Genomic DNA, 26,241 nt, shown 5'->3' with positions numbered 1-26,241 from the left:
TCCGGCCGGGTCAGTTCCTGGCGGCCTTCTTCACCAGGATCACCACCGCGGCGGCGATGCCCACCACCACCAGCAGCTTGATCGCCAGGCTCAGCAGGGCACCGACGACGCTGAACACCAGGCCGAGGATGTTCCAGGCGAGTACCAGCACCAGCACCGGCACGACGATGTTCCGCACCCACGAGGGCAGCGACTTCCAGAGCTCAGCCATGTCCGTTCCTTCTCTCCCCTTGGGGTCGGCTGCCGTCCGGTGCCGCATCCCGCTCGTTCTCGGTACTTCGATCGTACGGTGACGCAAGTGGCCGAACGAGAGCCAACGGCCCGGAGAGAACCCGGAGATCACCCCTACCCCGAACCCCGGGTGAACCCCCGGGGCCGGCCCCGGGGCCGGCCGTCCGGCCGCGCCCCGGCCAAGCACCGGACGGGCCCCGGACGACACCGGCGACCTGCGGGGACGGCCCGCACGAGGGTCAGACCGGCCAGGTCTCCCGCCGCCACGCGGCGTCCCAGAACATCCACTCGTACCGCGAGGTGGTGACGAAGTGCTCCACCACGCGTCGCCGTTCGGCCGCGGACATCTCCTCACCGAGCCGGTCGGTCAGCGCCAGCACCCGCCGCACCACCGACTGGAACGCCTCGTCGCCGTAGGTGGCGATCCACTTCGCGTAGAGCGGGTCCGGGGAGCCCTGGGCCAGCAGCCGGTCCCCGACCCGGGCGTAGATCCAGTAGCACGGCAGCACCGCACCGACCGCCTCGGCGAAGGAGCCGCCGTAGACGGTGGCGAGCAGGTAGCTGGTGTACGCGCGGGTGGTGGGGAGCACCGGCTCGGCGGCGGCCTCCTCGGCGCTGTCGCCGAAGGCCTCCAGGAAGTCGGCGTGCATCCCCTGCTCGGCCGCCAGCGCGCCGATCGCGTCGTCGGCGAAGGCCCGCACCTCCTCCTCGCCGGGGGCCTTGGCGGCGCAGACGGCGAGCGCGCGGGCGTAGTCGCGCAGGTAGTGCGAGTCCTGCACGACGAAGTGGCGGAACGCCTCGCGCGGCAGGGTGCCGTCGGTGAGGCCGGCGATGAAGGGGTGGTCGAGTATCTCGGCGTAGACCGGCTCGATCGCCGCCCAGAGTTCTTCCGTCAGGCTCAGGCTCATGCTCCGACCCTAACCGGCGGGTCCGGGCTTCCGGAGGGCCGGTCGGGGCCCGGTCCGCGGCGGCCGGATCTCCGGCCTCAGTCCTCCGGCCCCACTCCTCCGGCCTCAGTCCTCCGGCCCCACTCCTCCGGCCTCAGTCCTCCGGCGGGGAGAACACCACCAGGACCCGCAGCTCCTCGGTGATGTGGTGGAACCGGTGCGGCACCCCGGCCGGCACGTACACCACGGTGCCCCGCCCCACCGCGGTGGTCTCGTCCCCGACGGTCAGCTCGGCCCGGCCGCTGATCACCTGGTAGATCTCGTCCTGGGTGTGCGCGGTCTGCGTGTCGGTGTCGCCGGGGGAGAGCGCGTAGAGGCCGGCGGACATCCGCGGCTCGCGCAGGAACCTCAGGTACGCACCGTCGTTGGCGGCACGCTCGGCGTCCAGTCGGTCCAGCCGGAACACCTTCATCGGGGCACCCCTCCTCGTCCGGGCGTCGGCCCAGGAGGCATTCAACACCACCACGACGCCCGGGGCTCTCGCCCGTCCCTTGACCGACCTGGGACGCTGGCCCCATGAAGGGTTTCCTCATCAAGACACTGATCAACGCGGCGGCCATCTGGGTCGCCGCCTGGATCGTCTCCGGCATCACGCTGGCCGGGGACGACTGGCAGCACAAGACGCTCACGGTGGTCGCCGTGGCACTGCTCTTCGGGGTGGTGAACTGGCTGATCAAGCCGGTGGTGAAGTTCTTTTCCTTCCCCCTGTTCATCCTCACCCTGGGTCTGTTCACCTTCATCGTGAACGCGTTGATGCTCTGGCTGACCTCGTGGGCGTCGGACAAGCTCGACCTCAGCTTCCACGTCGACGGCTTCTGGGCCGCACTGTTCGGTGCGCTGATCATCAGCCTGGTCTCCTGGGGCCTCAGCCTCGCCCTCGACGACGACTGAGCGAGTCACCGTGCCGGCCCGTGCGAAAGGGCCCCGACCCGGTCGTTCACCGGGAAGGGGCCCCTTCCGTGTTCCCGCCTCCCCGGTCACCCGGCGTTCTCACGCCCTCGGAGGATGAGCGCGAGCTGGGCGTCGAGTTCGCCGGCGGTGACCTCCTGGCCCATCGGCACCAGCCGGTCGGTGCGGGTCAGGAAGGCGACCAGCGGCGGTGCCGGCGACCGCAGCACGGCGCCCCCCTCGGGGGAGTGCAGCACGATGCAGACCTCGGCGAGCTCCCCGCCGGCCGGATGGATGTGCACGTCGCCCTCGCCCGCCGGGCGGCCGATCCCGTCGAGCAGCAGCTCGCGCGCGAACACCCAGGTCACCGGCTCGTCGCCGGGCAGGTGGAACGTGAAACGGACCGCGTACGGGTCGACGGGGTCGTAGGCGAGGTCGACCACGATGCGGAAGGAGAGCTCGTGCGAGACCACCAGGTTCATCATCAGGTGGCCCTGGACTGTGCTGTGCTGCATGGCGCCAGTACCTCTCGTTCTGCCCGGCCGTGCGGGTGTGGGTCCCGCGGGTGGCCGGACAAGGCAGTTCGCTGACAGGGGGAGGGAGTGCGTGCGGTACGTCCGTCCTCATCGTCCACGTTTGGGGACGTAGTGGACAAGACGTGCTTTTTCAAATGGTGAACGAGGGGCGCCCCCGGGGCCGGTCCGGTCGGGTCACGGCCCGTCAGAGGACGAACGACGGCGTCATCGCGCCGACGCTGCGGCGCAGGTGACCGGCGGCGTCGGTGAGCCGGTCGGCCTGCGCGACCGGCAGCGAGAGCGCCATCGTGGCGACCACCGAGCCGACCGTGATGGGAACGGCCGCACAGACGGTCCCGAGCGCGTACTCCTGGCGTTCGATCACCGGCATGGTGGGCCGGAGCCCGGCGAGGCGGCGCAGGACGGTCGACTCCTCGGCGAGGGTGGAGGGCGTGAGACCGACCGGGGGGTGGCGGGCGAGGTGGTCGCGCCGGGCCTCCTCCGGCAGCTGGCCCAGCAGGCACTGGCCGATGGCGTGGGCGTGGGCGGTGGCCCGGAAGTCGGCCCACGGTTCGACGGCGGGCTGGTGCGGGCCGGCCGCGACGTCGACGACGGAGACCTCGCCGTCGCGGTAGAGCGCGAAGTAGACGGCGGCGCCCAGGTCGTCCCGTAACCGTTCCATCCGGGCGCGCAGGTCGAACCGTTCGGACTGGCGGTCGTCGGCCCGGCCTATCCCGTCGACCGCCTCGCCGTAGTAGAAGCGGCCGTCGGCCCGCCGCAGATAGCCCTCGTGGGTCAGGGTGCGCAGCAGGTGGTAGGTGGTGCCGAGCGGGAGTCCGGCGGCGCGGGCGAGCTGTTTGGCGGTGGCCCCCTGGAGGAATCCTCCGACCGCCTCCAGCAGGCGCAGCGCCCGCTGGACCGAGGAGATCAGGGTGGGCTGCCGCTCCTTGCGCGAAGGGCTGGTGGGGCCGGAAGGGCTCGACGGACCCGTGGGACCCGCGGGGCCCGCCGGACTCGTGGCCCCCGGAGGCCGCGCCGGCGGTGACGTGCGCTCTGTGATCCGATCCATGGCCACACCCAGCCCCCAGCCCGAGTCCTTGCACAGGAGGGCATGCGGAGTGAATCGCTCCGATTTGCCCGATAGTCGCTCATTGCAGCACAGCCACGACATCCCCGCAATCACTCTCGCACCGTTCGCTCGGTAAAATCCTTCGAATCAATGGCTAAATATGGATTTAATCTTTGATTCAAAGATCAGTTTAAGCTTCATCTTCGCTATCCAAGATCCATCCAGGGTCCGAACCCTCCCCGAACGGACGCACCCCGGGCGGGCCGCGTTTCGGCCCGCCCGGGCCGCGGGAGACTCCCGCACAACGCTCCAGCCCCGGAGGCCGCCATGCGCACCCCGCCTCGCCCCGTCGTCAAACGCACCGCCCGGGCGATCCTGCTGGAGGTGGACCCCGCCGACCCGTACGGTCCGGCCTCGATCGTGCTGATCAAGCGCACCCGGCCGGACTCGCCGCACCCGTACTGGATCACCCCCGGCGGCGGCGTCGAGCGCGACGACCGCACCGTGGTGGAGGCCCTGCACCGCGAGGTCGACGAGGAACTCGGCGGCAAGGTGGTCGACGTCGTGCCCGCCTTCGTCGACACCGTCAGCCACACCCTCCCCCACCTTCCGGACCCGGGGACCGCCGCCGACGACGGCACCCTCCCGCACCCGCACGGGGTCAAGGTGCAGCACTTCTTCGTCTGCCGGCTCGCCTCGATGGACCTCAGCCGCCGCCACGGGCCCGAGGTGGACGAGCCGAACGGCAAGTACGAGGTGGTCCGGGTGCCGTTCACCCGCGAGGGCGTCACCTCGGTCAACGTGGTGCCGCCGAGCCTTCGGGCGTACCTGGCCGCCAACATCGAGGGCGTCCGCGCCCTGCTCGCGCCCGACCTGGCCTGACCCCTCCGGCCGCCCTGCCCGCGCTACCGGTCCTGCCCGCGCCACCCGCGCTACCGGGCGGGCCTAACCGGCGGCCCGGTCACCGACCAGGTCGTGCCGGATCCGCTCGGTCGGCACGCCCGCGCGCAGCAGCACGCCGACCGCGCGCCGGACCATCGCCGGCGGGCCGCTGAGGTACGCCTCGCGTCCGCTCCACGGACCGAACCGGCCCACCACCTCGGGGAGTTCCCCCGTGAGCAGCCCCGCATCAGACAGGTGCCCGCCGGACCCGCCGGACCCACCGACGGGCGTCCGCGGCCCGGGGCCGGACAGCACCGGGCGGACCGAGAGCCAGCCGTGCCGCCCGGCCAGCTCGCGCAGCGCCGCCAGCTCGTACAGCTCGGCGGCCTGCCGCGCGCCGTAGAAGACCTCCACCGAACGGCCCGCCGCGCCGTGTTCGGCCACCTCCTCGACCAGCGCCCGGACCGGGGCGATGCCGGTGCCGCCCCCCAGCAGCAGCAGGTCCGCGCCGGCGCCGTGGTCGAGGGTCATCCCGCCGGCCGCGGGACCGAGCCGCAGGACGTCCCCGGGCGCCGCCCGGTGCACCAGCGCGTTGCTCACCCAACCGGCCTGCACCGCCTTGACGTGGAAGGTCAGCAGGCCGTCCGGCCGGGGCGCGGAGGCGAACGAGAAGTGCCGCCAGACCCGCGGCCACCAGGGCGTCTCCAGACTGGTGTACTGCCCGGCCCGGTACGGGTACGCTTGGTCCGGGCGGACGGTGAGGACCGCCACGTCCGGGGTGCGGCGCTCGTGCGCGACCACCTCGCCCTGCCACCAGGCCGGCGAGGTACGGGCGTCCGACTCGGCGGCCTCGATCATGATCGACGAGACCAGCCGGTAGACCCGGCGCCAGGCCAGCTCGGTCTCGGCCGTCCACCGGGTGCCCGTGTACCGGGCCAGCGCCGCGACCAGACACTCGCCGACCGGGCCGTAGTGACCGGTCAGGGTGCCGTACCGGCGGTGCCCCCGGCCGAGCGCGCCCAGGTGCGTCCGCAGGCCGTCCGGGTCGTCAGCGCTGCGGGCCGCCATCAGCAGGGCACGGAAGAGCCGGTCCCGCTGGACGTCCATCGCGGCCGGGAAGAGCGCGCGGACCTCGGGGTGGTGCAGGAAGATCAGCGCGTAGAAGTGCGCGGTGGCCCGGTCGGCGACCGGCTCGACCACCGCCAGGCTGGCCCTGATCAGCTCGACGTCCCGTGCGGTGGGCGGTTGTTCGGCCGCTTCGCGCGGTCCGGACGCCTGGTGCGGTCCGGGCGCGGTCCGCGGGTCGGCCGCGGTCCGCAGGTCGGGCACGGGCGGGGGCGGGGCGCCGACGGGGCCGAACGCGGTCGCGGGCGGCCCGGCCGCGGGGGCGGTACCGGCGTCGCCCAGGGTCTGCAGCGCCCAGGCGCGGGACCACTGGTCGCCCGGGCCGGCCCAGTTGAGGCCGGGCGCGCGGGTGAACAGCGGTTCGATGACCGGCCCGAGCGCCGGTCCCGTCACCGGACCGGTCGGATCGGGCCGGGACGGCGCGGGGGCGACCGGCGGCGCCGCAGGGGGCGGCGGGACGGTGGGCGGAGCGGACGGCGGGTCCGGGATCACGGGGCGGACGGCCTGCGCCGGTTCGCCGGCCTCCGCCACCGCGGCCGGCGCGGCGGCGGGACCGGGGAGGGGCGGGCCTGTCGGCGGTGGAGCCGACGGGAGGGCGGGCGGGAGGGCGGGCGGAGGGACCGCCGGGAGGGCCGGCGGAAGGTCCGGCGGGTCCAGCGGCGCCGGGGGCAACGCCGGCGCCGCGTCCGGCAGACCCGGGACGGCCGCGACAGCCGCCGACCCGTGTCCGGTGCGGACCAGGAGTGTTCTGCGGGACTTCACCGCAACGTTTCGAGTACCCAAGAGAATCGTTTCGCCTCCGGCCGGCCTGCGCCACCACCTGGCTTGTCTCTGCTGACGCCTAGGCAGCGTGGCACGCCCGAACTGCTCATCCGACAAGTCGCGCGAATCCCGGACACCCGCCCCCCGGACGCGCTACTCTCGCTCGATCTACGGGCACCCTGGGTGGCGCGACCACCACCCAGGGCAACCCTTCCCTGCTCAGAGCTGCCGCAGCAGCACCCCCGGCTGCTCGACGCAGTCGGCGACGAACCGCAGGAATCCACCCGCCGTACCGCCGTCGCAGACCCGGTGGTCGAAGGTGAACGACAGCTGGGTCACCTCGCGCACCGCCAACTCCCCCTGGTGGACCCAGGGTTTGGCGACGATCCGGCCGACGCCGAGCATCGCCGCCTCCGGGTGGTTGAGGATCGGGGTGGAGCCGTCCACCCCGAAGACCCCGTAGTTGTTCAACGTGAACGTGCCGCCGGACAGTTCGGCCGGGGCCGCCGTCCCGGCCCGCGCCGAATCCGTCAACCTGCCCAACTCGGAGCCGAGTTGCTCGGTCGTGAGCCGCTGGGCATCCCGCACCACGGGCACGACCAGCCCGCGGTCGCCCTGCGCGGCGAAGCCCAGGTGCACGGCCTGGTGCCGGATGATGCCCAAACCGTCCTCGGTCACACTGGAGTTGAGCTCGGGGAAGCACTCCAGCGCGACCGTGCAGATCCGGGCGAGCAGCGCCAGCATGCTCACCTTCGGCCCCGGCGTGGCGTTCAACTGCCGCCGCAGTGACATCAGTTCGGTCGCGTCGGCATCCACCCAGCAGGTCGCCGCGGGAATCTCCCGGTGGCTTCGGCTGAGCTTCTCGGCCACCGCCTTCCGCAGACCGCGCAGCGGGACGACCCCCTCACCGGACGCCGGCGACACCACCGGAGCCGCCGCCCGGCCGGCCGCCGGGAGCACCGCCGGAGCCGCCACCTTCGCCGCGACCGCCCGTTCGACGTCCGCACGCATGATCAGACCGTCCGGCCCACTGCCGCCGACCGTCGACAGGTCGACGCCCTGCTCCCGGGCCAGCCGCCGCACCAGCGGCGAGACGACCGGCGGCACTCCGGGACCCGCCGTCACGACCGCCACCGGCGCGAGCACCGGCACCACCGCCGACGCCGCCACGGGCACCGGCCCGGCCTGAGCAACCGGGCCGGCCACGGGCCCGACCGGCAGGCCGCCCCCGCCGACCCGGCGCCGCCGGCCGGCCCGCGCCGGCTCCGCGACCCCGTACCCGACCAGCGGCCGCTCCACCTCGGCGGCGAGCTCCGCCCCGGCCGCCGCCGGTACCGCCGCGAGCGGCCGTACGCCCTCGCCCGGCGACACCGCGACCGTGACCAGCGGCGCGCCGACCGCCACCTCCTCGCCCGGCTCGCCGAACAGCGAGGTGACCACCCCGCCGTACGGGCAGGGCACCTCGACCACCGCCTTCGCGGTCTCCACCTCCACCACCGGCTGGTCGACCGCGATCACCTCTCCGACCTCGACCAGCCAGCGCACCACCTCCGCCCCGGTGAGTCCCTCACCGAGGTCGGGCAGGGTGAACTCCCGTACGACGGGCATCATCCTCAGTCCTCCCACTGCAGCCGGGCGACCGCGTCCAGGATCCGGTCCACCCCGGGCAGGTGGTGGTGCTCCAGCATCGGCGGCGGGTACGGGACGTCGAAGCCGGTGACCCGCAGCACCGGTGCGGCCAGGTGGTGGAAGCAGCGCTCGGTGACCCGGGCGGCGATCTCCGCGCCCGTCCCGCCGAAGCCGCCGGCCTCGTGCACCACCACGGCCCGGCCGATCGAGCGCACCACCCGGCAGACCGTCTCGTCGTCGAACGGCACCAGGGTGCGCAGGTCGAGCACCGCGAGGTCCCGGCCCTCGGACCTCGCCACCTCGGCCGCCTCCAGGCAGACCGGCAGCGAGGGCCCGTAGGTGATCAGCACGGCGGAGGTCCCGGTGCGCCGCAGGACGGCCCGCCCGAGCGGCTCGACCGGAGCGGCCGGGTCGAACCCGTCCTTCCCCCAGTACATCCGCTTGGGTTCCAGGAAGACCACCGGGTCGTCCGACGCGATCGACGCCCGCAGCAGCCCGTACGCGTCGGCCACGGTCGCCGGGGTGACCACGTGCAACCCCGGGGTCGCGGCGTAGTACGCCTCGGAGGCGTCGCTGTGGTGCTCGACGCCCCCGATGCCGCCGCCGAACGGGATCCGGACGGTGATCGGCAGCGGCAGCCGGCCGGCGGTGCGGTTGCGCATCTTGGCGACGTGCGAGAACAGCTGCTCCAGCGCCGGGTAGGCGAAGGCGTCGAACTGCATCTCGACCACCGGGCGCAGCCCGTACATGGCCATGCCGACGGCGGTGCCGAGGATGCCCGCCTCGGCCAGCGGGGTGTCCAGGCACCGGTCCCGGCCGAACTCGGCGGCCAGCCCGTCGGTGATCCGGAAGACGCCGCCGAGCGCGCCGACGTCCTCGCCGAGCACGTGGACGGCCGGGTCCTCGCGCATGGCGTCGCGCAGCGCGGAGTTGAGCGCCTGCGCCATGCTCGCGGTGCGGACGCCGGTGGTGCGGTCGGGGACACCGGCGGGTCGCCGCGCCGCGGCGCCGCCCAGGGTGGGGGTGGACGACAGGTGGGAGGTCATCAGTGCTGCACCTCGGCCTCGGCGGCCAGCTCCTCGGCCAGCTGCGCCGCCTGCTCGCGCAGTTGCGGGGTCGGCTCGGCGTAGACGTGGGTGAACAGGGACATCGGGTCCAGCTCCGGGTCGGTGTGGAACTCGGCGCGCATCCGGGCCGCCAGCGTCTCCGCCTCCTCGGCCGCCTCCTGCACCAGGGCGTCGTCCAGCACCCCGAGCTCCCGCAGGGAGCGCTCCATCAGCAGGATCGGGTCGTGCTCCCGCCAGGCGGCGACCTCGGCCTCGTTCCGGTACCGGGTGGCGTCGTCGGCGTTGGTGTGCGCCTCGACCCGGTAGGTGAGCGCCTCGACCAGGGTCGGTCCGCCGCCGGTGCGGGCCCGCTCGACCGCCTCGGAGAGCACGCCGTACACGGCCGGTGCGTCGTTGCCGTCGACCAGCCGGCCGGGCATCCCGTAGCCGACGGCCTTGTGGGCCAGGCTCGGGGCGGCGGACTGGGCGCTGAGCGGCACGGAGATCGCGTAGCCGTTGTTCTGGACCAGGAAGACAACCGGGGCCTGCAGCACGGCGGCGAAGTTGAGCGCCTCGTGGAAGTCGCCCTCGCTGGTGCCGCCGTCGCCGAGCAGCGCCAGCGCGACCACCGGGTCGCCGCTCAGCCGTGCGGCGTGCGCCAGCCCGACGGCGTGCGGGGCCTGGGTGGCGAGCGGCGTGCAGAGCGGCGCGGTGCGGCCGGCCCGCGGGTCGTAGCCGGTGTGGGCGTTGCCGCGCAGCAGGGTGAGCGCCTCCAGCGGATCGATGCCGCGGGAGACCACCGCGAGGGTGTCCCGGTAGCTGGGGAACAGCCAGTCCTGCTCGCCGAGCGCCAGCGCGGCGGCGACCTGGCAGGCCTCCTGGCCGGTGGAGGCCGGGTAGACGGCCAGCCGGCCCTGTTTGGTGAGGGTGGTGGCCTGCTGGTTGTAGCGGCGGCCGACCACCAGGCGGCGGTACAGCTCGCGGAGCAGCGCGGGGTCGTGCTTCTCCAGCGCGGGCGTTCCGAGCACGCGGACGGGAGAGGGGTCCGGGAGGAGCGGGGCCGGGTCGGTGCGGGGGGCGGTGGCCCCGGGCAGCCAGCCGGGCAACGCCGTGTGGTGTCTGTGGTCGAGAACGGTCATCTCGGGGCACCTCCAGGGGTGGCGGGGGCTCCCTACCGATTGTTCGGTCGCCTGTTCATCTTGACCAGAAGCGTGACAAGGTGGTGGACAATCGGCCCGGGTGGCGGTCGACTGGTGGCAGTGCGTCCAATCATTGAGGGTGGGGGGTCATGTCGGCTGAACAGACGTCCAGACTCGACCGGGTCGACCGGGCGATCCTGCGGCTGCTGCAGCAGGACGGTCGCGCCTCGATCCGCTCGGTGGCCGAGCGGGTGCACGTGTCCCGGGCCAATGCGTACGCCCGGATCTCCAGGATGGTCGAGGACGGCGTCATTCGCGGCTTCACGGCCCGCGTCGACCACGAACGCGCAGGTCAGGGCGCGTCCGCGTACATCACCCTGAAAATCGTGCAGAACTCCTGGCGCACGGTCCGCGAGCAGTTGCTGGCGCTTCCGGGGGTCGCGCACATCGCCCTGGTCGGCGGCGACTTCGACGTGCTGCTGCTGGTCCACACCGACGACAACCACGCCCTGCGGGAGCTGGTGCTCAACCGCATCCAGTCCATCCCGCAGGTGCTCGGCACCCGCACCATGCTGGTCTTCGAGGAGACCGACCAGGTACCGCCGCTCTGACCGGCGCCCCCGGCCACAGGCGGGGAGGTGCCCCCGGCCCCCGGGCCGGAGGTGCCGTACGGCTCAGCCGCGGGCGCGCAGGCCGTCGAAGGCCAGGTGGACGACGACGTCCGCGACCCCGTCGGCCCCCTTGAGGCCGGGCCGGTACCACTCCACGATCGAGTTGATCATGCCGAACAGCAGCCGGGTGGCCAGCCGCGGCTCGACGTCCGCCCGCAGCGCGCCGTCCGCGACGGCGGCCCTCAGCAGCTCGGCCACCTGGTGGTCGAACTCCCGGCGCCGCTCCAGCGCCCACTGCTCGGTGGCCGTGTTGCCGCGCACCCGGAGCAGCAGGGTGACGTACGGCAGCTCCTCCAGCAGCACCTCGGCGGTCCGCCGCACCACGTGCTCCAGGCGCTCGACCGCCGGCCCCTCCACCGCGGCCGGCTCCGCCAGGATCGCGGACAGCCCGTCCAGCGCCCGCCCGACCGCCAGCCGGAGCAGTTCCTCCTTGCCCCGCACGTGGTGGTAGATCGACGACTTGGAGATGCCGGCCGCACGCGACAGGTCCTCCATCGACGTGCCGTCGTAGCCGCGCTCGTTGAAGACGTCGACGGTCACCGCGAGCAGGGACTCCACGGTGTAGGCGGTGCGCGTGGTGTGATCGGCCATCCCCCGAGTATCCCCGCCCGGCCCGTCCCGGGTGCGCCCGGGTGGCCTGGTCCACACCAAAGGACAGGACCACGCCCTAGACTCGGCGGACGATCCGTCCACGGCCGAGCAGGGTGGGGTCCAGTCTGATGAGCGCAATACCGGCGGTCGCCTCCGACGTGCCTGAGCAGCGCAGCGACGAGTCGGTGACCGAGCCCGGCACCGACTGGCGCGAGCGCGCCCGCGAGCTGGTCCTCCGCTTCGGCCCGGCCGTCTGGTGCTACGCCGTCCTGAAGCTGGTCGGCTTCACCGTCTTCATGAAGCTGCTCTCCTTCTCCGGGGACTACCTGGAGAAGCACGCCCGGTTCGGCGGGGGCGCCAACCCCTGGGACGTGCTGGCCAGCTGGGACGGCTGGTGGTACCAGCAGGTCGCCCAGTTCGGCTACCACCCGGCGCTGGTGGCCGTCCCGAACGGCACGCCGGGGTTCACCGTCGAGCAGAACTCGGCCGCGTTCTTCCCGCTCTACCCGGGGCTGATGCGGCTGATCTCGGACGGCACCGGCCTCGGCCTGTACGGCGCCGGGATGCTGGTCTCGGTGGTGGCGTCACTGTTCGCGGCGGCCGGCATCTACGCGGTGGTCGACAAGCTCGCCGGGCCGCGGGCCGGTGTGATCGCGGCCGGGCTCTGGGCGATCGCCCCGGGCTCGGGCGCCGAGTGGGCGCTCTACTCGGACTCCCTGTTCATCGCGCTGGCCGCCTGGTCCTGCTACTGCGTGATGACCAAGCAGTGGATCGCCGCCGGCGTGCTCACCCTGATCGCCGGCCTCAACCGGCCGACCTCGGCGGCACTGATCGGCGCGGTCGGCCTGGCCGCGATGGTCGAGCTGTACCGGCGGGACAGCGGCGTGCTGCGCCCGCTGGCCGCGATGCTGCTGGCCCCGATCGGGCTGCTCGGCTACGTCGGCTGGGTCGGCTGGCGGATGGGCGACTGGGGCGGCTACTTCACGCTCCAGCGGGACGCCTGGCTGCACTACTTCGACTGGGGCCAGGGCACCTGGAACGCCGTCCGCGGGGTGCTGCTGGGCCGCAACGACTACCCGTTCGCCTACCACACGGCCGACATGCTGGCGACGCTGATCGTGCTCTCGCTGCCCGCGCTGATCGTGCTGCTGGTGCGGCTCCGCCCGCCGCTGGTGCTGACCGCGTACACCCTGGCCACCATCGTCTCGGTGCTCGGCAGCCTGGGCATCTTCGGCAACACCTCGCGCTACCTGCTGCCGGCCTTCCCGCTGCTCATCGCGTTCGCCGTGGCGATGCGGAAGCTGAGCTGGCCGGTGCTGGCCGGGCTGCTCGGTACCGGCGCGATCGCCTCCGGCTGGTACGGCGGGTACGTGATCTTCGAGCTGGGCATCCCGTAGGCCGGCCCGCAGCACCCGGGCGGTCCCCGACCGTCCGTCCTCCGGCCGAGAGGGCGCGTCCGCTCCGGACGCGCCCCCTCGCGTTTCCGCACCCGGTTCCGCCCACCCCCTTGAGCCGACCGATCGTTCGGTTACTCTGTGACGTGTCCCGTCCTCCCCTCTGAGGAGCGCACACGATGTCCGCAGCGGTCACCCACCCCGTCGTCACCGAGCTCGTCGAACGCCACCAGGCCACCCTGGACGCCGCACTCGCCGCCGCCGCGAAGCGCGACTACTGGTCGCCCTACCCCGAGTTCCCGAAGGCCTACGGCGAGAGCGCCGCCGCGGACGGCAAGGCCGCCTTCGAGGCGCTGCTCAACCGGCCGTTCGAGCTGCCCGGCCACCCCGCCGACGGCGACCTGGTCGGCGGCGAGGCCTCCCCGTACGGCGTCGAGCTGGGCATCGGCTACCCGCACGCCGAGCCCGACGCGCTGATCGCCGCACTGAGCGCGGCCCGCCCGGCCTGGGCCGCCGCCGGCCCGCGCGCCCGGGCCGCCGTCTGCCTGGAGATCCTGGCCCGGATCAACGCCCGCTCGCACGAGTTCGCCAACGCCGTGATGCACACCACCGGCCAGGCGTACGCCATGGCCTTCCAGGCCGGCGGCCCGCACGCCCAGGACCGCGGTCTGGAGGCGGTCGCCTACGCGTACGCCGAGCAGACCCGGCTGCCGGAGAGCGCCGGCTGGACCAAGCCGCAGGGCAAGCGCGACCCGCTGGTGATGACCAAGGAGTTCACCGTCGTCCCGCGCGGTCTGGCGCTGCTGATCGGCTGCAACACCTTCCCCACCTGGAACGGCTACCCCGGCCTCTTCGCCTCCCTCGCCACCGGCAACCCGGTGCTGGTCAAGCCGCACCCGCGCGCCGTCCTCCCGCTGGCCCTGACCGTCAGGACCGCCCGCGAGGTCCTCACCGAGGCCGGCTTCGACGCCGGTCTGGTCTGCCTGGCCGTCGAGCACGAGGGCGGCACGATCGCCCAGACGCTCGCCGTCCGCCCCGAGATCAAGCTGATCGACTACACCGGCTCCACGGCCTTCGGCGACTGGCTGGAGGAGCACGCCCGGCAGGCCGAGGTCTACACGGAGAAGGCCGGCGTGAACACCGTGGTCGTCGACTCCACCGACGACTACAAGGGGATGCTGGGCAACCTGGCGTTCTCCCTCTCGCTCTACAGCGGCCAGATGTGCACCACCCCGCAGAACCTGCTGATCCCCCGGACCGGCATCGGGACCGACCAGGGGGCCAAGTCCTACGACGAGGTGGTCGCCGACCTCGCCTCCGCCATCGAGGGCCTGCTCTCCGACGACGCCCGCGCCGCCGCCGTCCTCGGCGCCGTGGTCAACCCCGCCGTGCTCCGGCGCACGGTGGCCGCGGCCGGCGGCGAGTACGGCGAGCTCGCACTCGCCCCGCGCGTGGTCGAGTCGCCGGAGTTCCCCGGCGCCACCGTCCGCACCCCTGCGCTGGTCAAGCTCGACGCCGACAAGCCGGACGACCGGACGGTCTTCCGCACCGAGTGCTTCGGCCCGGTCTCGTTCGCCGTCGCCGTCGAGGACACCGCCGCCGCCGTCGAGTTGCTCCGCGACACGGTCCGCACCCAGGGCGCGATGACCGCGGCCGGCTACACCACCTCGCCCGAGGTCGAGGCCGCCCTGGTCGAGGCCGCACTCGACTCCGGCGTCTCGCTCTCGCTCAACCTCACCGGCGGTGTGTACGCCAACCAGACCGCCGCCTTCTCCGACCTGCACGGCACCGGCGCCAACCCGGCCGCCAACTCCGCCTACTGCGACGGCGCGTTCGTCGCCAAGCGGTTCCGCACCGTGGAGATCCGCCGCCACGGCTGACCGCGACCTCGCCCGCCACCGGCCCGCTCCGGTCCCGACGTTCGGGGCGGAGCGGGCCGGTACCGACGTGGGCCGGGCCCGGGCGCGGTGGGCGCCGCCCCCGGGCCCCGGACGTCTCCGGGGCCCGGAGAATTCACAGCTCCGCCCCGGGACCGCGATGATGGAGGTCGGAAGCGCGCCGAACGCGGCGTCCAACCTCTGTCCGATCACCGGGAGCTGACACATGACCGAGAAGCAGACCGTCACCGACGTCCTGATCGTCGGCGCCGGACCGACCGGCCTGCTGTTGGCCGGGGACCTCGCCACCGCCGGGATCAAGGTCACCGTGCTGGAGAGGCGCAGCACCGAGTCCAACCTCACCCGGGCGTTCGCCGTGCACGCCCGGACCCTCGAACTCCTCGACGCCCGCGGCCTCGCCGACGACCTCATCGCCACGGGCCGTCCGCTCACCTCGCTGAAGATCTTCAACAAGTTCCGGGTCGACCTCGGCGAACTCCCCAGCCGCTTCCCGTTCGTCCTGATCACCCCGCAGTACCGGACCGAACAGCTGCTGCACGACCGGGCGGTCAAGGCCGGCGCGACCGTCCTGCGCGGGGCCGAGGTGGTCGGCCTGCGCCAGGACGCCGAGGGCGTGACCGTCGAGACGCTGGAGAACGGCGCCGTCACCACCCACCGGGCCCGCTACGCGGTCGGCGCCGACGGCGTCCACTCCACCGTCCGCGACCTGCTCGGCATCCCCTTCCCCGGCGAGTCCGTGGTCAACTCCGTCCTGCTGGCGGACGTCCGGCTGGAACGCGAGCCCGACGAGGCGGTCACCGTCGGCGCGAACGAGCACGGCTTCGCCTTCCTGGTGCCGTTCGGCGACGGCTGGTACCGGATCATCGCCTGGGACCGCACCGAGGAGCACCCCGACGGCACTCCGCCGTCACTCGACCGGATCGCCGCCGTCGCCCTCGGCGCGTTCGGCGAGGACTACGGCCTGCACGACGCCCGCTGGAGCTCCACCTTCCACAGCGACGAACGGCAGGTCCCCAACTACCGCTCCGGGCGGGTCTTCCTCGCCGGTGACGCGGCCCACTGCCACTCGCCGGCCGGCGGCCAGGGCATGAACACCGGGATCCAGGACGCCGCCAACCTCTCCTGGAAGCTCGCCGCCGCCGTCCGGGGCCAGGCCACCGACGCGCTGCTCGACACCTACCAGACCGAGCGGCACCCGGTCGGCAAGGCGGTGCTGCGCACGTCCGGTGCGCTGATCAGGCTCGCCCTCGCCCAGTCCGCGGCCACCCGGGCCCTGCGCGGCGCGCTGGCCTCGCTCGCCGACCACCTCGACGTGGTCGCGGAGCGCGGCGCCCGCACCGTCTCCGGCATCGGCATCGCCTACCCGGCGCCCAAGGACGCCCACCCGCTGGTCGGCAAGCGCGTCCCGGACCTGCGGCTGACCGGTCTCGAACCGCCGCGCGAGGGTGGTCCGGCCGCCCCGGACCGGCTCTACGAGGCGCTCCGGGCGGGGAAGTTCGTGCTGGTCAGCAACGACGAGCTGTCCGTCGCCGAGCCGTGGGCGGACCGGGTCATCACCGCCGCCCCGGCCGACCCGCACGGCAAGCTGCGCGACACCGTCCTGCTGATCCGCCCGGACGGCTACGCCGCCTGGGCCTCCGTCGACCCGGGCCTCGGCGAGCTCCGCGCCGCCCTCACCGACTGGCTCGGCACCCCGGCCGGCTGACCCGGCCCCGGAGGCGGGCGCCGGGTCGGCCGGCACCCGCCTCCGCCGTCCGGCCCCGCCCTTGTTCCGCCCCTGTCCCGCACGGCCGCGGACGGGCACTGCCGCGGACGGACGGCGCCTTCGCCTACTGGTGCACCTTCTCGTAGTGCCGCGCCGCCTTCGCCCGGTTCCCGCACACCGCCATCCGGCACCAGCGCCGCCGGCCGTTCTGCGAGGTGTCGAAGAAGTGCAGGATGCACGCCTCGTGGGCGCACTTCTTGACCCGCTGCGGCCCCTGGCCGAGCAGCACCAGGAAGTCGTCGACCGCGAGCCAGGCCGCCAGCCACTCCGGCGCGTCCACCTCGACCCGGTCCCGCGCCCCCGTCGCCGAGGCCTCCCGCCGGACCCGGCCGTGCCGCAGCACCGCGTCCAGTCCCGCCAGGGCCACCGGCCCCACGGCGCCGCCCCCGTCCAGGTCCCGGACCGCCGCCGCCAGCGCCTCCCGCGCCTCCCGGACGGCCGTCAGCCCGGCCCCGTCGGCCGCACAACGCCCGGCCAGCCCGGCCGAGGAGAGCCAGATCGCGTAGCCGTCCGGTTCGCCGAGCAGGTCGTTGACCGGGGTCCCGGCCCACCGGGTGTTCAGCAGGTCGAGCGCCAGCGGCTCACCGAGCAGCGGTCGCGGGTCCCGCGGGTCTGCTGTCCGCTCCGTCATCGGCACTCCCTCGCTCTCGCCCGGTCCACGAGTCTACGTCGGGGCGCTCCGTCGGGGCGCTCCGTCGGGGCGGTCCGTCGGGGCCCCCCTCGCCGCTCCGCCGGGACCCGTTCCCGTGCCCCGGACCGGCCCCGACCGACCGGACCGGAAGGTCTGTTTCCGCTCCGTTCCGCGATCGTCAACCCTCCGCTCGCCCGCTCGTGACCACTGTCATACGCAGGACTGATGACGTAGCCTCTCGACCGTGCATAGGGTTCCCCACAGCTCGGCGAGGCCGTTGACGGCGCACTCCCGCGCCGATCCGGCTCTGCCGCACCCGCTCGGTGGGGAGAGTAACCGCATGGCCTCACAGAACCCCCAGGACGCACGGCTGAGACAGGTCGGGCCACGCCCCGACGTGCCCGCCGCCGCGCCCCCTCAGCCTGCCCTCCAGCCGCCCGCCACCGCGTCCGCCGGACGCCCGAGCCCGACCGGCGGCTTCGCCGACACCCTGCACCTCGCGATCGAGGCCAGCGGCCTCAGCCTGGACCGGATCCGGGCGGCCCTCGCCCAACGCGGCGTCAGGGTCAGCGTCACGACGCTCAGTTACTGGCGGCGCGGTCGCAGCCAGCCCGAGCGGGCCAGCTCGCTGCGCGCGGTGCACCTGCTGGAGGAGCTGCTCGGTCTCCCGCACTCCACGCTCTCCTCGCTGCTCGGCCCGCCCCGCCCGCGCGGGCGCTGGGCCGCCAACGCCAACGCCAGCCACCTGCGGCTGGAGGACGTCTGGCCGGGGGAGCAGGAGATCGCCGACGTCTTCGCCGAACTGGACGCGCCGCCGGCCGGCGAGCTGGAGCGGCTGTCGATCCACGACTCGTACTACGTGGACGCCGACCGGCGCGGCAACCTGCTGAGGATGCGGCAGGTGGTCCGGGCGACGGTGGCCGGCGTGACCCGCTGCCTGGTCGTGCACAAGGCCGACGAGGAGGCCACCGGCTGTCCTGAGATCACCGGGGTCCGGCACGGCCGGCTCGGCCGGGTCCGGCGACGCCCCGACGCCGGCCTGATCGTCGGCGAGCTGATGCTGGACCGGCCGCTGGGGCTCGGCGACAGCACCGTCTTCGAGTACGAGGTGGAGATCCCGTCCGGCGGCGCCGAGACGCTGGAGTACAGCCGCCGCTTCGCCACCCCGGTGCGCGAGTACGTGCTCCAGGTGCACTTCGACCCGACGCGGGTCCCGGCCCACTGCGAGCGGTACGACCGCGACCCCGGGGCGGACGTCGACCGCCGCCGCGAGCAGCTCTGGATCGGCGCGTCGGCCAGCGCCCACGTGCTCGCCCCCGACCAGCAGCCGGGCCACATCGGCATCCGCTGGGAGTGGGAGTAGCCCCTCCGCCGCCCGGCGCCGGCTCTCCGCTCCACCCCTCCCCACCTCTGTCATGAACGAGCCATGCCCCTCCCACCTAACCCCTTCATAGGGCAGTAGCGGTTGACGGCCCCCTACCTAACCACTAACGTCGTCAGTAAAGGTTAGCCAGTCGCGCCCTCCGGGGCGCTCTGACCACGGGAGTGACCAGGCATGTCCGGCACCATCAGCAGCACCCTGCAGACCGGCCACGTGGGTCTGAACGTCACCGACCTCGACCGCTCGACCGCCTTCTACCGGCGCGTGCTCGGCCTGGAGCTGCTCAAGGAGGGCACCGGCCCCGAGCAGCGCTTCGCCTTCCTCGGCCGCGACGGCCGCCCGGTGCTCACCCTCTGGCAGCAGAGCGCGGGCACCTTCGCCACCGCCGCCCCCGGCCTGCACCACCTCTCCTTCCAGGTCGACTCACTGGACGAGGTCCGTGCCGCCGAGGCGCTGCTGCGCGAACTGGGCGCCTCCTTCGCCTACGACGGCGTCGTCCCGCACGGCGAGGGCGCGGCCTCCGGAGGGATCTTCTTCACCGACCCGGACGGCATCCGGCTGGAGATCTACACCCCGCAGGGCGTCGACGGGACCGGCGCCGAGGCTCCCGCCGGGTCCGCCCCGACCTGCGGCTTCTTCTAGGACTCGACCGAACGGGCACCGGGAGGCACACCATGACCACGGACACGCCCTACCACCCCGGCGAACGGGCCGCCCAGGCACGGGCCGGCCGGCTGGACCGGGCCGACCACTCCGGACGCGCCGTGGGCAGCACCGTCCCGGCCGTGGCCGCCCGGTTCCTGACCGAGCGGCGGATGCTGGTGGTCGGCGCCGCCGACGCCGACGGCCGCCTCTGGGCCACCCAGCTCAGCGGCGCCCCGGGGTTCCTCCGGGCCGCCGACGAGCGGACCCTGACGGTGGCCGCCCGGCCGTCCGGAGACGACCCGCTGGCGGGTGCCCTGGCCGGCCCGGCCGAGGTCGGCACCGTCGCGCTGGACCCGGCCGCCCGGCGCCGGATGCGGCTGAACGGCCGCTCCGTGCCGGACGGCCGGGGCGGCCTGGTGATCACCGCCGACCAGGTCTACGCCAACTGCCCGAAGTACATCCAGCGCCGCAGCCCGGTGGACCGCCCCGAGGCCGGCGCCCCTCGCAGGGTGGCCGGCGGCCCCGCCCTCAGCACCGCCCAGCAGCTGCTGGCGGCCACCGCGGACACCTTCTTCGTCGCCACCGCCGGACCGGAAGGCCGGGTCGACGCCTCGCACCGGGGCGGCAACCCGGGCTTCCTCAGGGTGCTCGGACCGGACCGGCTGCGCTGGCCCGACTACGCGGGCAACAGCATGTTCATGACCCTGGGCAACCTGGAGCTCGACCCGCGCGCCGGACTGCTGATCCCGGACTGGGAGACCGGCGGGGCACTGCTGGTCACCGGCGAGGCGCGGACCGACTGGTCCGACCCCGCCGGGGCCGGTCTGCCGGGTGCCGAGCGGGTGATCGACCTGACCGTCACCGACGTCCTCGAACTGGCCGACGCCACCCCGCTGACCTGGACCGATCCCGAGTACTCACCGGCGAACCCGCGATCCGCGGGCTGACCCGCCGACGGCTGACCGCCCGCCAGGTCGGCACCGTCACTACCGCCTCCCGCGCACCCGCGCCACGCCCGGGCCGCCGAACGGTCGTCACCCGACCGGCGCAGTCCACCGCGCCGACCAGGTGCCCGATTTGGGACTTTGGTCCCGATAACACGCGCTGTCGCCCTGGGAAGGACCGTCCTGTCACGCCGTCAGCGGTGACCAGTCCGACCAGGAGAAAGAGGCGGAGCATGACCCTCACCGACCGACCGATCCCGTTGCTGGAGTTCGACGAGATCGAGCCCGACGCGGACTGCATATGCGGGGGCTGCAGCGCCCGCCGCCGCGCCCGACTGCACGCCGCACCGGTGCACGAGGGCGGCCACGCCGCAGCCCGCAGCGTCCGCCGCCGGGCCGCCGTGCTGATGGCCGCCGTCGGGACGGCCCTCGGCGGCGGCGCGGCCGGCGCCGCCGCGGCACCCGCCCCGACGCCCGCCCCCGGCGGCTCCGCCACCGCCCAGCCGAAGACCCCGCAGGGCGAGGTCAGCGGCCTCTACGGCGACTCCCCGTCCGCCCGCGGGCTCTCCGCCCCGCGCGCCGCCCAGCCGGTCACCCGGGCGCAGATCATCGAACGGGCGCAGCGCTGGGTCGACCAGAAGGTCCCGTACAGCATGAGCCGGTACTGGTCGGACGGCTACCGCCAGGACTGCTCCGGCTTCGTCTCGATGGCCTGGGGCCTGGGCAGCAGCCAGACCACCTGGACGCTGCCGAACGTCGCCGAGCGGATCGCCAAGGCGGACCTCCAGCCGGGCGACGTCCTGATCTACAACAACCCCGCCCATCCGCAGGCCGGCTCGCACGTGACCGTCTTCGGCGGCTGGACCGACTCCACCCGCACCCGCTACCTGGCGTACGAGCAGACCTCGCCGGGCACCACCAAGCGGTCCACGCCGTACGCCTACTGGAACAACTCCGGCTCGTACGTCCCGTACCGCTACAAGGCGCTCTCCCCCGGCGGCGACGGCGGCGGAACGAACGGCGGAACGAACGGCGGCGGCAGCAGCGACGGCTCCTCCTCGACCGCCTTCCCGGGTGCCGACAAGTTCGGCCCCGGCGCGGACAACGCGTACGTCACCAGGCTCGGCCAGATGCTGGTGCAGCGCGGCGGCGCCCGGTTCTACGGCACGGGCCCCGGGCCGCGCTGGAGCGAGTCGGACCGGCGGGCCACCGAGGCCTTCCAGCTCGCCCAGGGCTGGCGCGGCGCCGAGGCCGACGGCATCCCCGGCAAGGACACCTGGGACTACCTGGTCAACGCCAAGGGCCGGAACATCGACGGCGGCGCCCCGCTCCCGCCGCCGCCGGTCGGCCCCGGCACCGGCGCCGGAGCGCCGCCCTTCCCCGGTCGGGCCGCGTTCGGGCCGGGCGCCGCCAACGACAACGTCCGGCGGCTCGGCGAGCAACTGGTCCGCAAGGGGTTCGGCCGCCACTACACGCAGGGTCCGGGCCCGCGCTGGACGGAGTCCGACCGGCGAAACGTCCAGGCCTTCCAGGAGTCCCTGGGCTGGCGCGGCGCCGAGGCCGACGGCTACCCCGGCCCGGACACCTGGAAGCGGCTCTTCTCCTAGGGACCGCCCGACCGGGGACCGCCCCGGGAGCCGTCCGACCGGGGTCGACCGGCCCCCGGGGGGCCCGGCTCACACCGCGCGTCCGTCCGGCAGGGGAACACCGGGCGGGCGCCCCGACATCCAGTGGAAGAGCCCCATCGCCACGCTGGTCGCCAGGTTGAAGCTGGAGACCCCGGGCCGCATCGGCACCGCGACCAGCCGGTCGGCCCGCGCCTTCAGCCCCGCCGAGACACCGTGCCGCTCGGTGCCGAAGGCGAGCACCGCGTCGTCCGGGAAGGCCGTCTCCCGGATGTCCGCACCTTCCGGGTCCAGCACGTACAGCGGGCCCGCGGGCAGGTCCGGGAGCGTCAGCCGCTCGACGGCGGTGGCGAAGTGCAGGCCCGCGCTGCCCCGGAGCACGCCCGGGTGCCAGGGGTCGAGGTCCCCGGTGGTCACCACCCCGGCCGCGCCGAAGCCGGCCGCCAGCCGGATCACCGCGCCGACGTTGCCCAGGTTGCGCGGGTCCTCCAGCAGCACGACCGGTGCCGTCCGCGGCCGGCGGTCCAGCGCGGCGCGGTTCGCCTCGACGGTCGGCCGGGCGGCCAGCGCGATCACGCCGGTCGGGTGGAGCCGGGGCGCGAGCCCCCGCAGCGTCTTCTCCGGCAGCTCGGCGGCCAGCCCGTCCAGCGCGGGGGAGACGTCCGGGGCCAGCTCGGCGGCGAGGGCCAGCAGCGCGGCCCGGTCGGCGGTCAGCACCTGCCGGACGGCGCCGCCGAACCGCAGTGCGTGCTTCAACGGGTGGAACCCGTCCAGCAGCACCGTTCCCGGTTCCTCGGCGCCGGCCCGCCAGGCGCGCAGCAGTTCTTCGTCGTTCACGCCGCTCACTCTGCCGGACCGGGCTCGCCCGGTCGTCCCGCGGCGGCGATCACCTGGTCGAAGGTGAGCGGCCCACCGGCCTCCCCACCGGACTCCTCCGCAGACTCCTCGACGGCCGCGCCCGGCCGCAGCCCGGCCAGCGCCAGGTCCAGGTGCCGGTGGACCAGCGCGCCCCCGGCGTCGAGCACGGCCAGGCCGCCCGGCAGCGGCCGGGAGACCCGGACGCAGAGCAGCACCAGGTCACCCATCCCGACATCCGTGCGCAGCTGCCCCGCCTCCTGGGCCGCGCGCAGCAGCTCCTCGACCGCCGCGACCGCGCCGGTCCGGGCGGCGACCAGCTCCTCGTCCACCACCAGGCGTTCCAGCAGCACCACGATCGCCGCCCCCATCCGCAGGTCGGCGGCGGCGTGCACGAAGCGGCGCAGCGCGCGGTACGGGTCGGCCTCGGCCTCGCGGGCCCGGTCGGCCGCCTCGGCGAGCCGGGTGAGCAGATCGGTGACCAGGGCCCCGACCAGCGCCTCCCGGTCGGGGAAGCGCCGGTAGAGCGTCCCCGGGCCGACGCCGGCCCGGCGGACGACCGCGTCCAGCGGAGCGTCCGGGCCCCGTTCCAGGAAGACCTCGCAGGCGGCCTCCAGGATCCTGCGCCGACTGCGTTCCGCGTCCGCTCTCATCACCAGCCCCTTAACCGGAGAGATTCTCTCCCCCTATGCTACCGTCCTGACAGACGGAGAAAATCTCTCCGCTTAAGCGGGGCACCCTTCCGAGGAGCGACGCCATGACGACCACCTCATCGCCGGCCATCCACACCGACATCGACGGCACCGGGCACGACCGCGCGGCCGTCCTCGCCTGGGAGCTGGACCGCGCCCGGGCCGCTCTGCGGCTGCTCAAGCAGCGCCTCGGCGACGACCGCACCCGCGAACTGCTCGCCCCCGACACCGCCGCGGCCGACGCCGCGATGGCCGGCTGGCTGCACGCCTCCGGCGGGCGGTGGCGCGCGGCCGTCACCGAACTGACCGCCACCGGCATCGACGCCGCGACCTTCCTCGCCTGGTGGCAGGGCCGGCTGCACGCCCCCGACCGGGCCGCCCTGCTGGCCGCCAACCCCGAGCACTACCTCGCCGACTCGGCCGACGGGACGGTCGAGATCATCGAGACGGTCGGCGACGGACCGCTCCGCTTCCTCCTCCGCTTCCGCCCCACCCCGGCGACCCCGGCGTACCCGGTCCGGATCGGCGGCACCGGCCACCTGGCGGACGGCTCCGAGGTGCTGCGGGTGATGCACGAGTTCGCCGACTCCCCGCAGGGCCTGCGGATCCGGCTCACCGTCGAGTTCCCGGCCGCGGCCCCGACCGGGCTGTCGACCGGCCACCAGTGGCACTTCGCCTGCGAGTTCGCCAACTGGCTGGAGGCCGCCGCGGCGGCCTGACCGGCGGGTCCGCCCCCCGGACCTCGTCGGACCAGGGCCGGGCCCGCCTAACGACCCGACGGCTCCGGTTCGCGCTGCGCGGTCGCGGTCGCCGTCCCGCCGCCGCGCAGCGCCCGCTCCAGGTCCTTCAGCGCCTGGAGCAGCAACCTGGTCCCGGTCCGCAGCACGTCCCGCTGCACCTCGCCGGGCGACCCGGCGAGCCGCTGCTCCAGCCGCTCCTGTGCCTCCCGGACGGCGTCGAACTCCACCGGCTGCCCGGTCAGCAGGGCGCCCGCCGCCAGCGCCGTGGCCAGCTGCAGCTCCTCCGCGAACTCCGCCGCCCCCGGCACCGGATCGGCGTCGGCCGCGGGCAGGTGCGCCTCCAGCAGCACCGCGACCCGCCCGAGGTGGCCGACCGCCGCCCGGGCCCGGTCCAGCTGGCGACGGCTCACCCCGGGCAGTCCGGAGGCATGCCGCCCCGGCTCGGCGTCGGCCCGCTGCATCGCCTGGAGCAGCTCGGAGCGCGCCTCCCGGGAGTCCAGCAGTGCCGCGCGGACGGCCCGTCCGCGCGGCGCCGCCGGACGCTCGTAGACCGCGATCACCTCGGCCGCGTACCGTCCGGCGGCGGCCAGCCACTCGGCCAGCCGCTCACCGAGCCGGGCGGTCTGCCAGGTCGGGAAGAGCGCGTAGACCAGCAGGGCGACCGACCCGCCGAGCAGGGTCAGCCCGACCCGCTCGACGGCCGTCGTCAGCGGGTTCCCGGCCTGCAGCCCGAGCAGGAACACCACGTACGAGGAGATGCAGACCGTGATGACCGCGTAGCCGGTGCGCAGGGTGAGGTAGGCGCCGCCGATGCTGAGCACCGCGAGGACGGCCAGCACCCACTCGCCGGGGCGCGCCAGCTGCACCACCAGCGTGGAGACGGCCACCCCGACCATGGTCCCGGCCAGCCGGGCGACCCCCCGGCTGTAGGTCTGCGCGAAGTCCGGCCGCATCACCATCGCGGCCGTCATCGGCGCCCAGTAGCCGTGTTCGAAGCCGACCAGCCGGGCCAGCAGGTAGGCGACGGTCACCACCCCGGCCAGCCGGACGGCGTGCTGGAAGACCGCCGAGCGCGGCTGGAACTGCCGCCGCACCGCGCGCAGCGCCGTGGGCAGCATCCGGACCAGCGGCGGCTTGCGCAGCGCCCCGCCGGCCTGCACCACGGGGGTGTCGATGGTGTCCTCGGCGCCCCGGTCCAGCGTGTCGGAGGCCTTGCGGAGCAGCCCGGCCAGTCGGCGGGCGGAGCGCCGGGCGGCGCCGCGCAGTTCCGGGCCCTCGGTCCGGGCGGCGAGGGTGAGCGCGGGCGCCGAACGCGGGAGCTGGAGCGGGTCCCCGGTGCGGATCGCCCGGGCCAGCGCGTCCATCGCCTCGGCGGCGGCGGCCAGCACCTCGCGGGCCCGGTCGCGCTCCGGCCCCTCCTCGGGGGCGCCGACCTTGGGGTCGGCGATCGCCGCCAGGGTCGGCCGGACCCGTTCGGCGATCCCGCGCAGGCCGCGCAGTTCGGGCGGCCGGTTCCGGTCCTGCCAGGGGGTGAGCGCGGCGGCGTGCCGGGCGGTCATGAACGGTTCCGGGTCGACGTGCGCGGTCGGGTCCTGGCGCAGCCGGCGGGCGTAGTCGGCGAGTTCGGCGTAGGTGTCGGCGAGCGCCTCCCGCTGGACGGTCCAGCTGCCGATCGGCCAGACGGTGATGACCAGCGCCTGGGCGACGCCCCCCAGCGCGCAGACCAGCCCGTGTCCGAGCGCGGTGAGCGGGCTGACCGGCAGCTGGACCACGATCAGCATCACCGAGACGGTGTTGGCGGCGACCACCCCGGCGGTCGGCCCGATCGCCCAGGCCAGTCCGGCGCCGAAGGCCCAGACCGCCAGCAGCACCGGGAACGCCCCGGGCACCCCGGCCGCCAGGTAGCCGAGGAAGGTGCTGACGCCGAGTCCGATCCCGGCGGCGACGGCGAGCGTGGCCCGGGGCCGGAAGCTGCGCTGGAAGGTGGCGGTCCCGGCGATGAACGCGCCCATCGCGGCCGAGGTGGCCAGCTCCGGCCCGCCCAGGGCCAGGGTGGGGAAGAGCACCGCCGCCACCGCGACCGCGCCGCGCAGCGCCCGCTTGGGGTCGGTGAGCGCCCGGTCGACGGTCAGTCCGGTCCGCGCGGTGTCTCGAAGGGCGGCGAACCAGGACATAG

The 26,241-nt window shown here is 74.4% G+C and carries 25 protein-coding genes; 11 read left to right on the top strand and 14 right to left on the bottom strand.

The features are described 5' to 3' along the window. Window positions 1-10: 10 nt before the first annotated feature. The 3 genes from PUR56_RS17785 to PUR56_RS17775 all read right to left on the bottom strand — a co-directional run bounded on the left by PUR56_RS17785 (window position 11) and on the right by PUR56_RS17775 (window position 1,590). Window positions 11-211, bottom strand: a complete 201-nt coding sequence (locus PUR56_RS17785; RefSeq protein ID WP_329884753.1) for a DUF5326 family protein — start codon at window positions 209-211, stop codon at window positions 11-13. 259 nt (window positions 212-470) lie between these two features. After that, window positions 471-1,139 (bottom strand): thiaminase II, encoded by a 669-nt coding sequence (gene tenA, locus PUR56_RS17780; protein WP_329884754.1) that lies wholly within the window; start codon window positions 1,137-1,139, stop codon window positions 471-473. A 133-nt stretch (window positions 1,140-1,272) separates the two neighbouring features. Further along, on the bottom strand, window positions 1,273-1,590 hold the full coding sequence (locus tag PUR56_RS17775; RefSeq protein WP_329884755.1) for a cupin domain-containing protein: 318 nt from the start codon (window positions 1,588-1,590) through the stop codon (window positions 1,273-1,275). A gap of 104 nt (window positions 1,591-1,694) precedes the next feature. On the opposite strand from PUR56_RS17775, the gene PUR56_RS17770 reads away from it, so the two are divergent. Further along, window positions 1,695-2,069, top strand: coding sequence for a phage holin family protein (locus PUR56_RS17770; RefSeq protein WP_329949636.1), 375 nt, complete (start codon window positions 1,695-1,697; stop codon window positions 2,067-2,069). A gap of 86 nt (window positions 2,070-2,155) precedes the next feature. Here the strand turns inward: PUR56_RS17770 and PUR56_RS17765 are convergent, their stop codons facing one another. Next, window positions 2,156-2,581: an SsgA family sporulation/cell division regulator gene (locus PUR56_RS17765; RefSeq protein ID WP_329949635.1), complete on the bottom strand. Its 426-nt coding sequence runs from the start codon at window positions 2,579-2,581 to the stop codon at window positions 2,156-2,158. A 205-nt stretch (window positions 2,582-2,786) separates the two neighbouring features. Beyond that, entirely contained in the window at window positions 2,787-3,650 is an 864-nt protein-coding gene (locus PUR56_RS17760; RefSeq protein ID WP_329949634.1) for an IclR family transcriptional regulator, read from the bottom strand. A 327-nt stretch (window positions 3,651-3,977) separates the two neighbouring features. Between PUR56_RS17760 and PUR56_RS17755 the strand changes: the two genes are divergently transcribed. Next, the gene (locus PUR56_RS17755; protein ID WP_329949633.1) at window positions 3,978-4,532 is read left to right on the top strand and encodes an NUDIX domain-containing protein; all 555 of its coding nucleotides are present in this window, start codon (window positions 3,978-3,980) and stop codon (window positions 4,530-4,532) included. A 63-nt stretch (window positions 4,533-4,595) separates the two neighbouring features. Here PUR56_RS17755 and PUR56_RS17750 read toward each other — a convergent pair whose 3' ends face one another. The 4 genes from PUR56_RS17750 to pdhA form a co-directional block, all read right to left on the bottom strand. Continuing rightward, window positions 4,596-6,050 carry a globin domain-containing protein gene (locus PUR56_RS17750; RefSeq protein ID WP_329949632.1) on the bottom strand — a complete coding sequence of 485 codons (1,455 nt, stop codon included), beginning with the start codon at window positions 6,048-6,050 and terminating at the stop codon, window positions 4,596-4,598. Between the two features lie 588 nt (window positions 6,051-6,638). Further along, window positions 6,639-8,027 carry a dihydrolipoamide acetyltransferase family protein gene (locus PUR56_RS17745; protein WP_329949746.1) on the bottom strand — a complete coding sequence of 463 codons (1,389 nt, stop codon included), beginning with the start codon at window positions 8,025-8,027 and terminating at the stop codon, window positions 6,639-6,641. 5 nt (window positions 8,028-8,032) lie between these two features. Then, a complete protein-coding gene (locus PUR56_RS17740; protein ID WP_329884996.1) occupies window positions 8,033-8,995 on the bottom strand; it encodes an alpha-ketoacid dehydrogenase subunit beta in 963 nt (320 codons plus the stop codon). 98 nt (window positions 8,996-9,093) lie between these two features. After that, window positions 9,094-10,233, bottom strand: a complete 1,140-nt coding sequence (pdhA, locus tag PUR56_RS17735; protein ID WP_329949631.1) for a pyruvate dehydrogenase (acetyl-transferring) E1 component subunit alpha — start codon at window positions 10,231-10,233, stop codon at window positions 9,094-9,096. A gap of 149 nt (window positions 10,234-10,382) precedes the next feature. On the opposite strand from pdhA, the gene PUR56_RS17730 reads away from it, so the two are divergent. Continuing rightward, complete coding sequence (locus tag PUR56_RS17730; protein ID WP_329884762.1) at window positions 10,383-10,844, top strand: Lrp/AsnC family transcriptional regulator; 462 nt, start codon at window positions 10,383-10,385, stop codon at window positions 10,842-10,844. 63 nt (window positions 10,845-10,907) lie between these two features. Here PUR56_RS17730 and PUR56_RS17725 read toward each other — a convergent pair whose 3' ends face one another. After that, complete coding sequence (locus PUR56_RS17725; protein WP_329884763.1) at window positions 10,908-11,495, bottom strand: TetR/AcrR family transcriptional regulator; 588 nt, start codon at window positions 11,493-11,495, stop codon at window positions 10,908-10,910. A 128-nt stretch (window positions 11,496-11,623) separates the two neighbouring features. Here PUR56_RS17725 and PUR56_RS17720 point away from each other — a divergent pair, with 128 nt between their 5' ends. The 3 genes from PUR56_RS17720 to PUR56_RS17710 all read left to right on the top strand — a co-directional run bounded on the left by PUR56_RS17720 (window position 11,624) and on the right by PUR56_RS17710 (window position 16,492). Further along, window positions 11,624-12,892 (top strand): hypothetical protein, encoded by a 1,269-nt coding sequence (locus PUR56_RS17720; RefSeq protein WP_329949630.1) that lies wholly within the window; start codon window positions 11,624-11,626, stop codon window positions 12,890-12,892. A 176-nt stretch (window positions 12,893-13,068) separates the two neighbouring features. Next, complete coding sequence (gene paaN / locus PUR56_RS17715) at window positions 13,069-14,769, top strand: phenylacetic acid degradation protein PaaN (protein ID WP_329949629.1); 1,701 nt, start codon at window positions 13,069-13,071, stop codon at window positions 14,767-14,769. A gap of 223 nt (window positions 14,770-14,992) precedes the next feature. Beyond that, window positions 14,993-16,492 carry an FAD-dependent monooxygenase gene (locus PUR56_RS17710; RefSeq protein WP_329884766.1) on the top strand — a complete coding sequence of 500 codons (1,500 nt, stop codon included), beginning with the start codon at window positions 14,993-14,995 and terminating at the stop codon, window positions 16,490-16,492. Window positions 16,493-16,616: 124 nt separating this feature from the next. Here PUR56_RS17710 and PUR56_RS17705 read toward each other — a convergent pair whose 3' ends face one another. Then, complete coding sequence (locus tag PUR56_RS17705; protein WP_329949628.1) at window positions 16,617-17,183, bottom strand: CGNR zinc finger domain-containing protein; 567 nt, start codon at window positions 17,181-17,183, stop codon at window positions 16,617-16,619. Window positions 17,184-17,523: 340 nt separating this feature from the next. Between PUR56_RS17705 and PUR56_RS17700 the strand changes: the two genes are divergently transcribed. From PUR56_RS17700 to PUR56_RS17685, 4 genes are all read left to right on the top strand, one after another. Beyond that, window positions 17,524-18,546, top strand: coding sequence for an XRE family transcriptional regulator (locus PUR56_RS17700; protein ID WP_329949627.1), 1,023 nt, complete (start codon window positions 17,524-17,526; stop codon window positions 18,544-18,546). 192 nt (window positions 18,547-18,738) lie between these two features. Next, complete coding sequence (locus PUR56_RS17695; RefSeq protein WP_329949626.1) at window positions 18,739-19,206, top strand: VOC family protein; 468 nt, start codon at window positions 18,739-18,741, stop codon at window positions 19,204-19,206. A gap of 32 nt (window positions 19,207-19,238) precedes the next feature. Continuing rightward, window positions 19,239-20,156 (top strand): pyridoxamine 5'-phosphate oxidase family protein, encoded by a 918-nt coding sequence (locus PUR56_RS17690; RefSeq protein WP_329949625.1) that lies wholly within the window; start codon window positions 19,239-19,241, stop codon window positions 20,154-20,156. Window positions 20,157-20,386: 230 nt separating this feature from the next. Further along, window positions 20,387-21,760: a peptidoglycan-binding protein gene (locus tag PUR56_RS17685; protein ID WP_329949624.1), complete on the top strand. Its 1,374-nt coding sequence runs from the start codon at window positions 20,387-20,389 to the stop codon at window positions 21,758-21,760. 69 nt (window positions 21,761-21,829) lie between these two features. On the opposite strand, the gene PUR56_RS17680 is transcribed toward PUR56_RS17685, so the two are convergent. Beyond that, window positions 21,830-22,615, bottom strand: a complete 786-nt coding sequence (locus PUR56_RS17680) for a TrmH family RNA methyltransferase (protein ID WP_329884772.1) — start codon at window positions 22,613-22,615, stop codon at window positions 21,830-21,832. A gap of 5 nt (window positions 22,616-22,620) precedes the next feature. Beyond that, window positions 22,621-23,286 (bottom strand): helix-turn-helix domain-containing protein, encoded by a 666-nt coding sequence (locus PUR56_RS17675; protein ID WP_329949623.1) that lies wholly within the window; start codon window positions 23,284-23,286, stop codon window positions 22,621-22,623. Between the two features lie 104 nt (window positions 23,287-23,390). Between PUR56_RS17675 and PUR56_RS17670 the strand changes: the two genes are divergently transcribed. Then, window positions 23,391-24,044 (top strand): hypothetical protein, encoded by a 654-nt coding sequence (locus PUR56_RS17670; protein WP_329884774.1) that lies wholly within the window; start codon window positions 23,391-23,393, stop codon window positions 24,042-24,044. 47 nt (window positions 24,045-24,091) lie between these two features. On the opposite strand, the gene PUR56_RS17665 is transcribed toward PUR56_RS17670, so the two are convergent. Then, on the bottom strand, window positions 24,092-26,239 hold the full coding sequence (locus PUR56_RS17665) for an FUSC family protein (RefSeq protein ID WP_329949622.1): 2,148 nt from the start codon (window positions 26,237-26,239) through the stop codon (window positions 24,092-24,094). Between the last annotated feature and the right edge of the window lie 2 nt (window positions 26,240-26,241).

It is taken from the genome of Streptomyces sp. BE303 (genome assembly GCF_036290945.1).
Classification (GTDB): Bacteria; Actinomycetota; Actinomycetes; order Streptomycetales; family Streptomycetaceae; genus Kitasatospora.
This window is presented reverse-complemented; position numbering and strand designations above follow the sequence as displayed.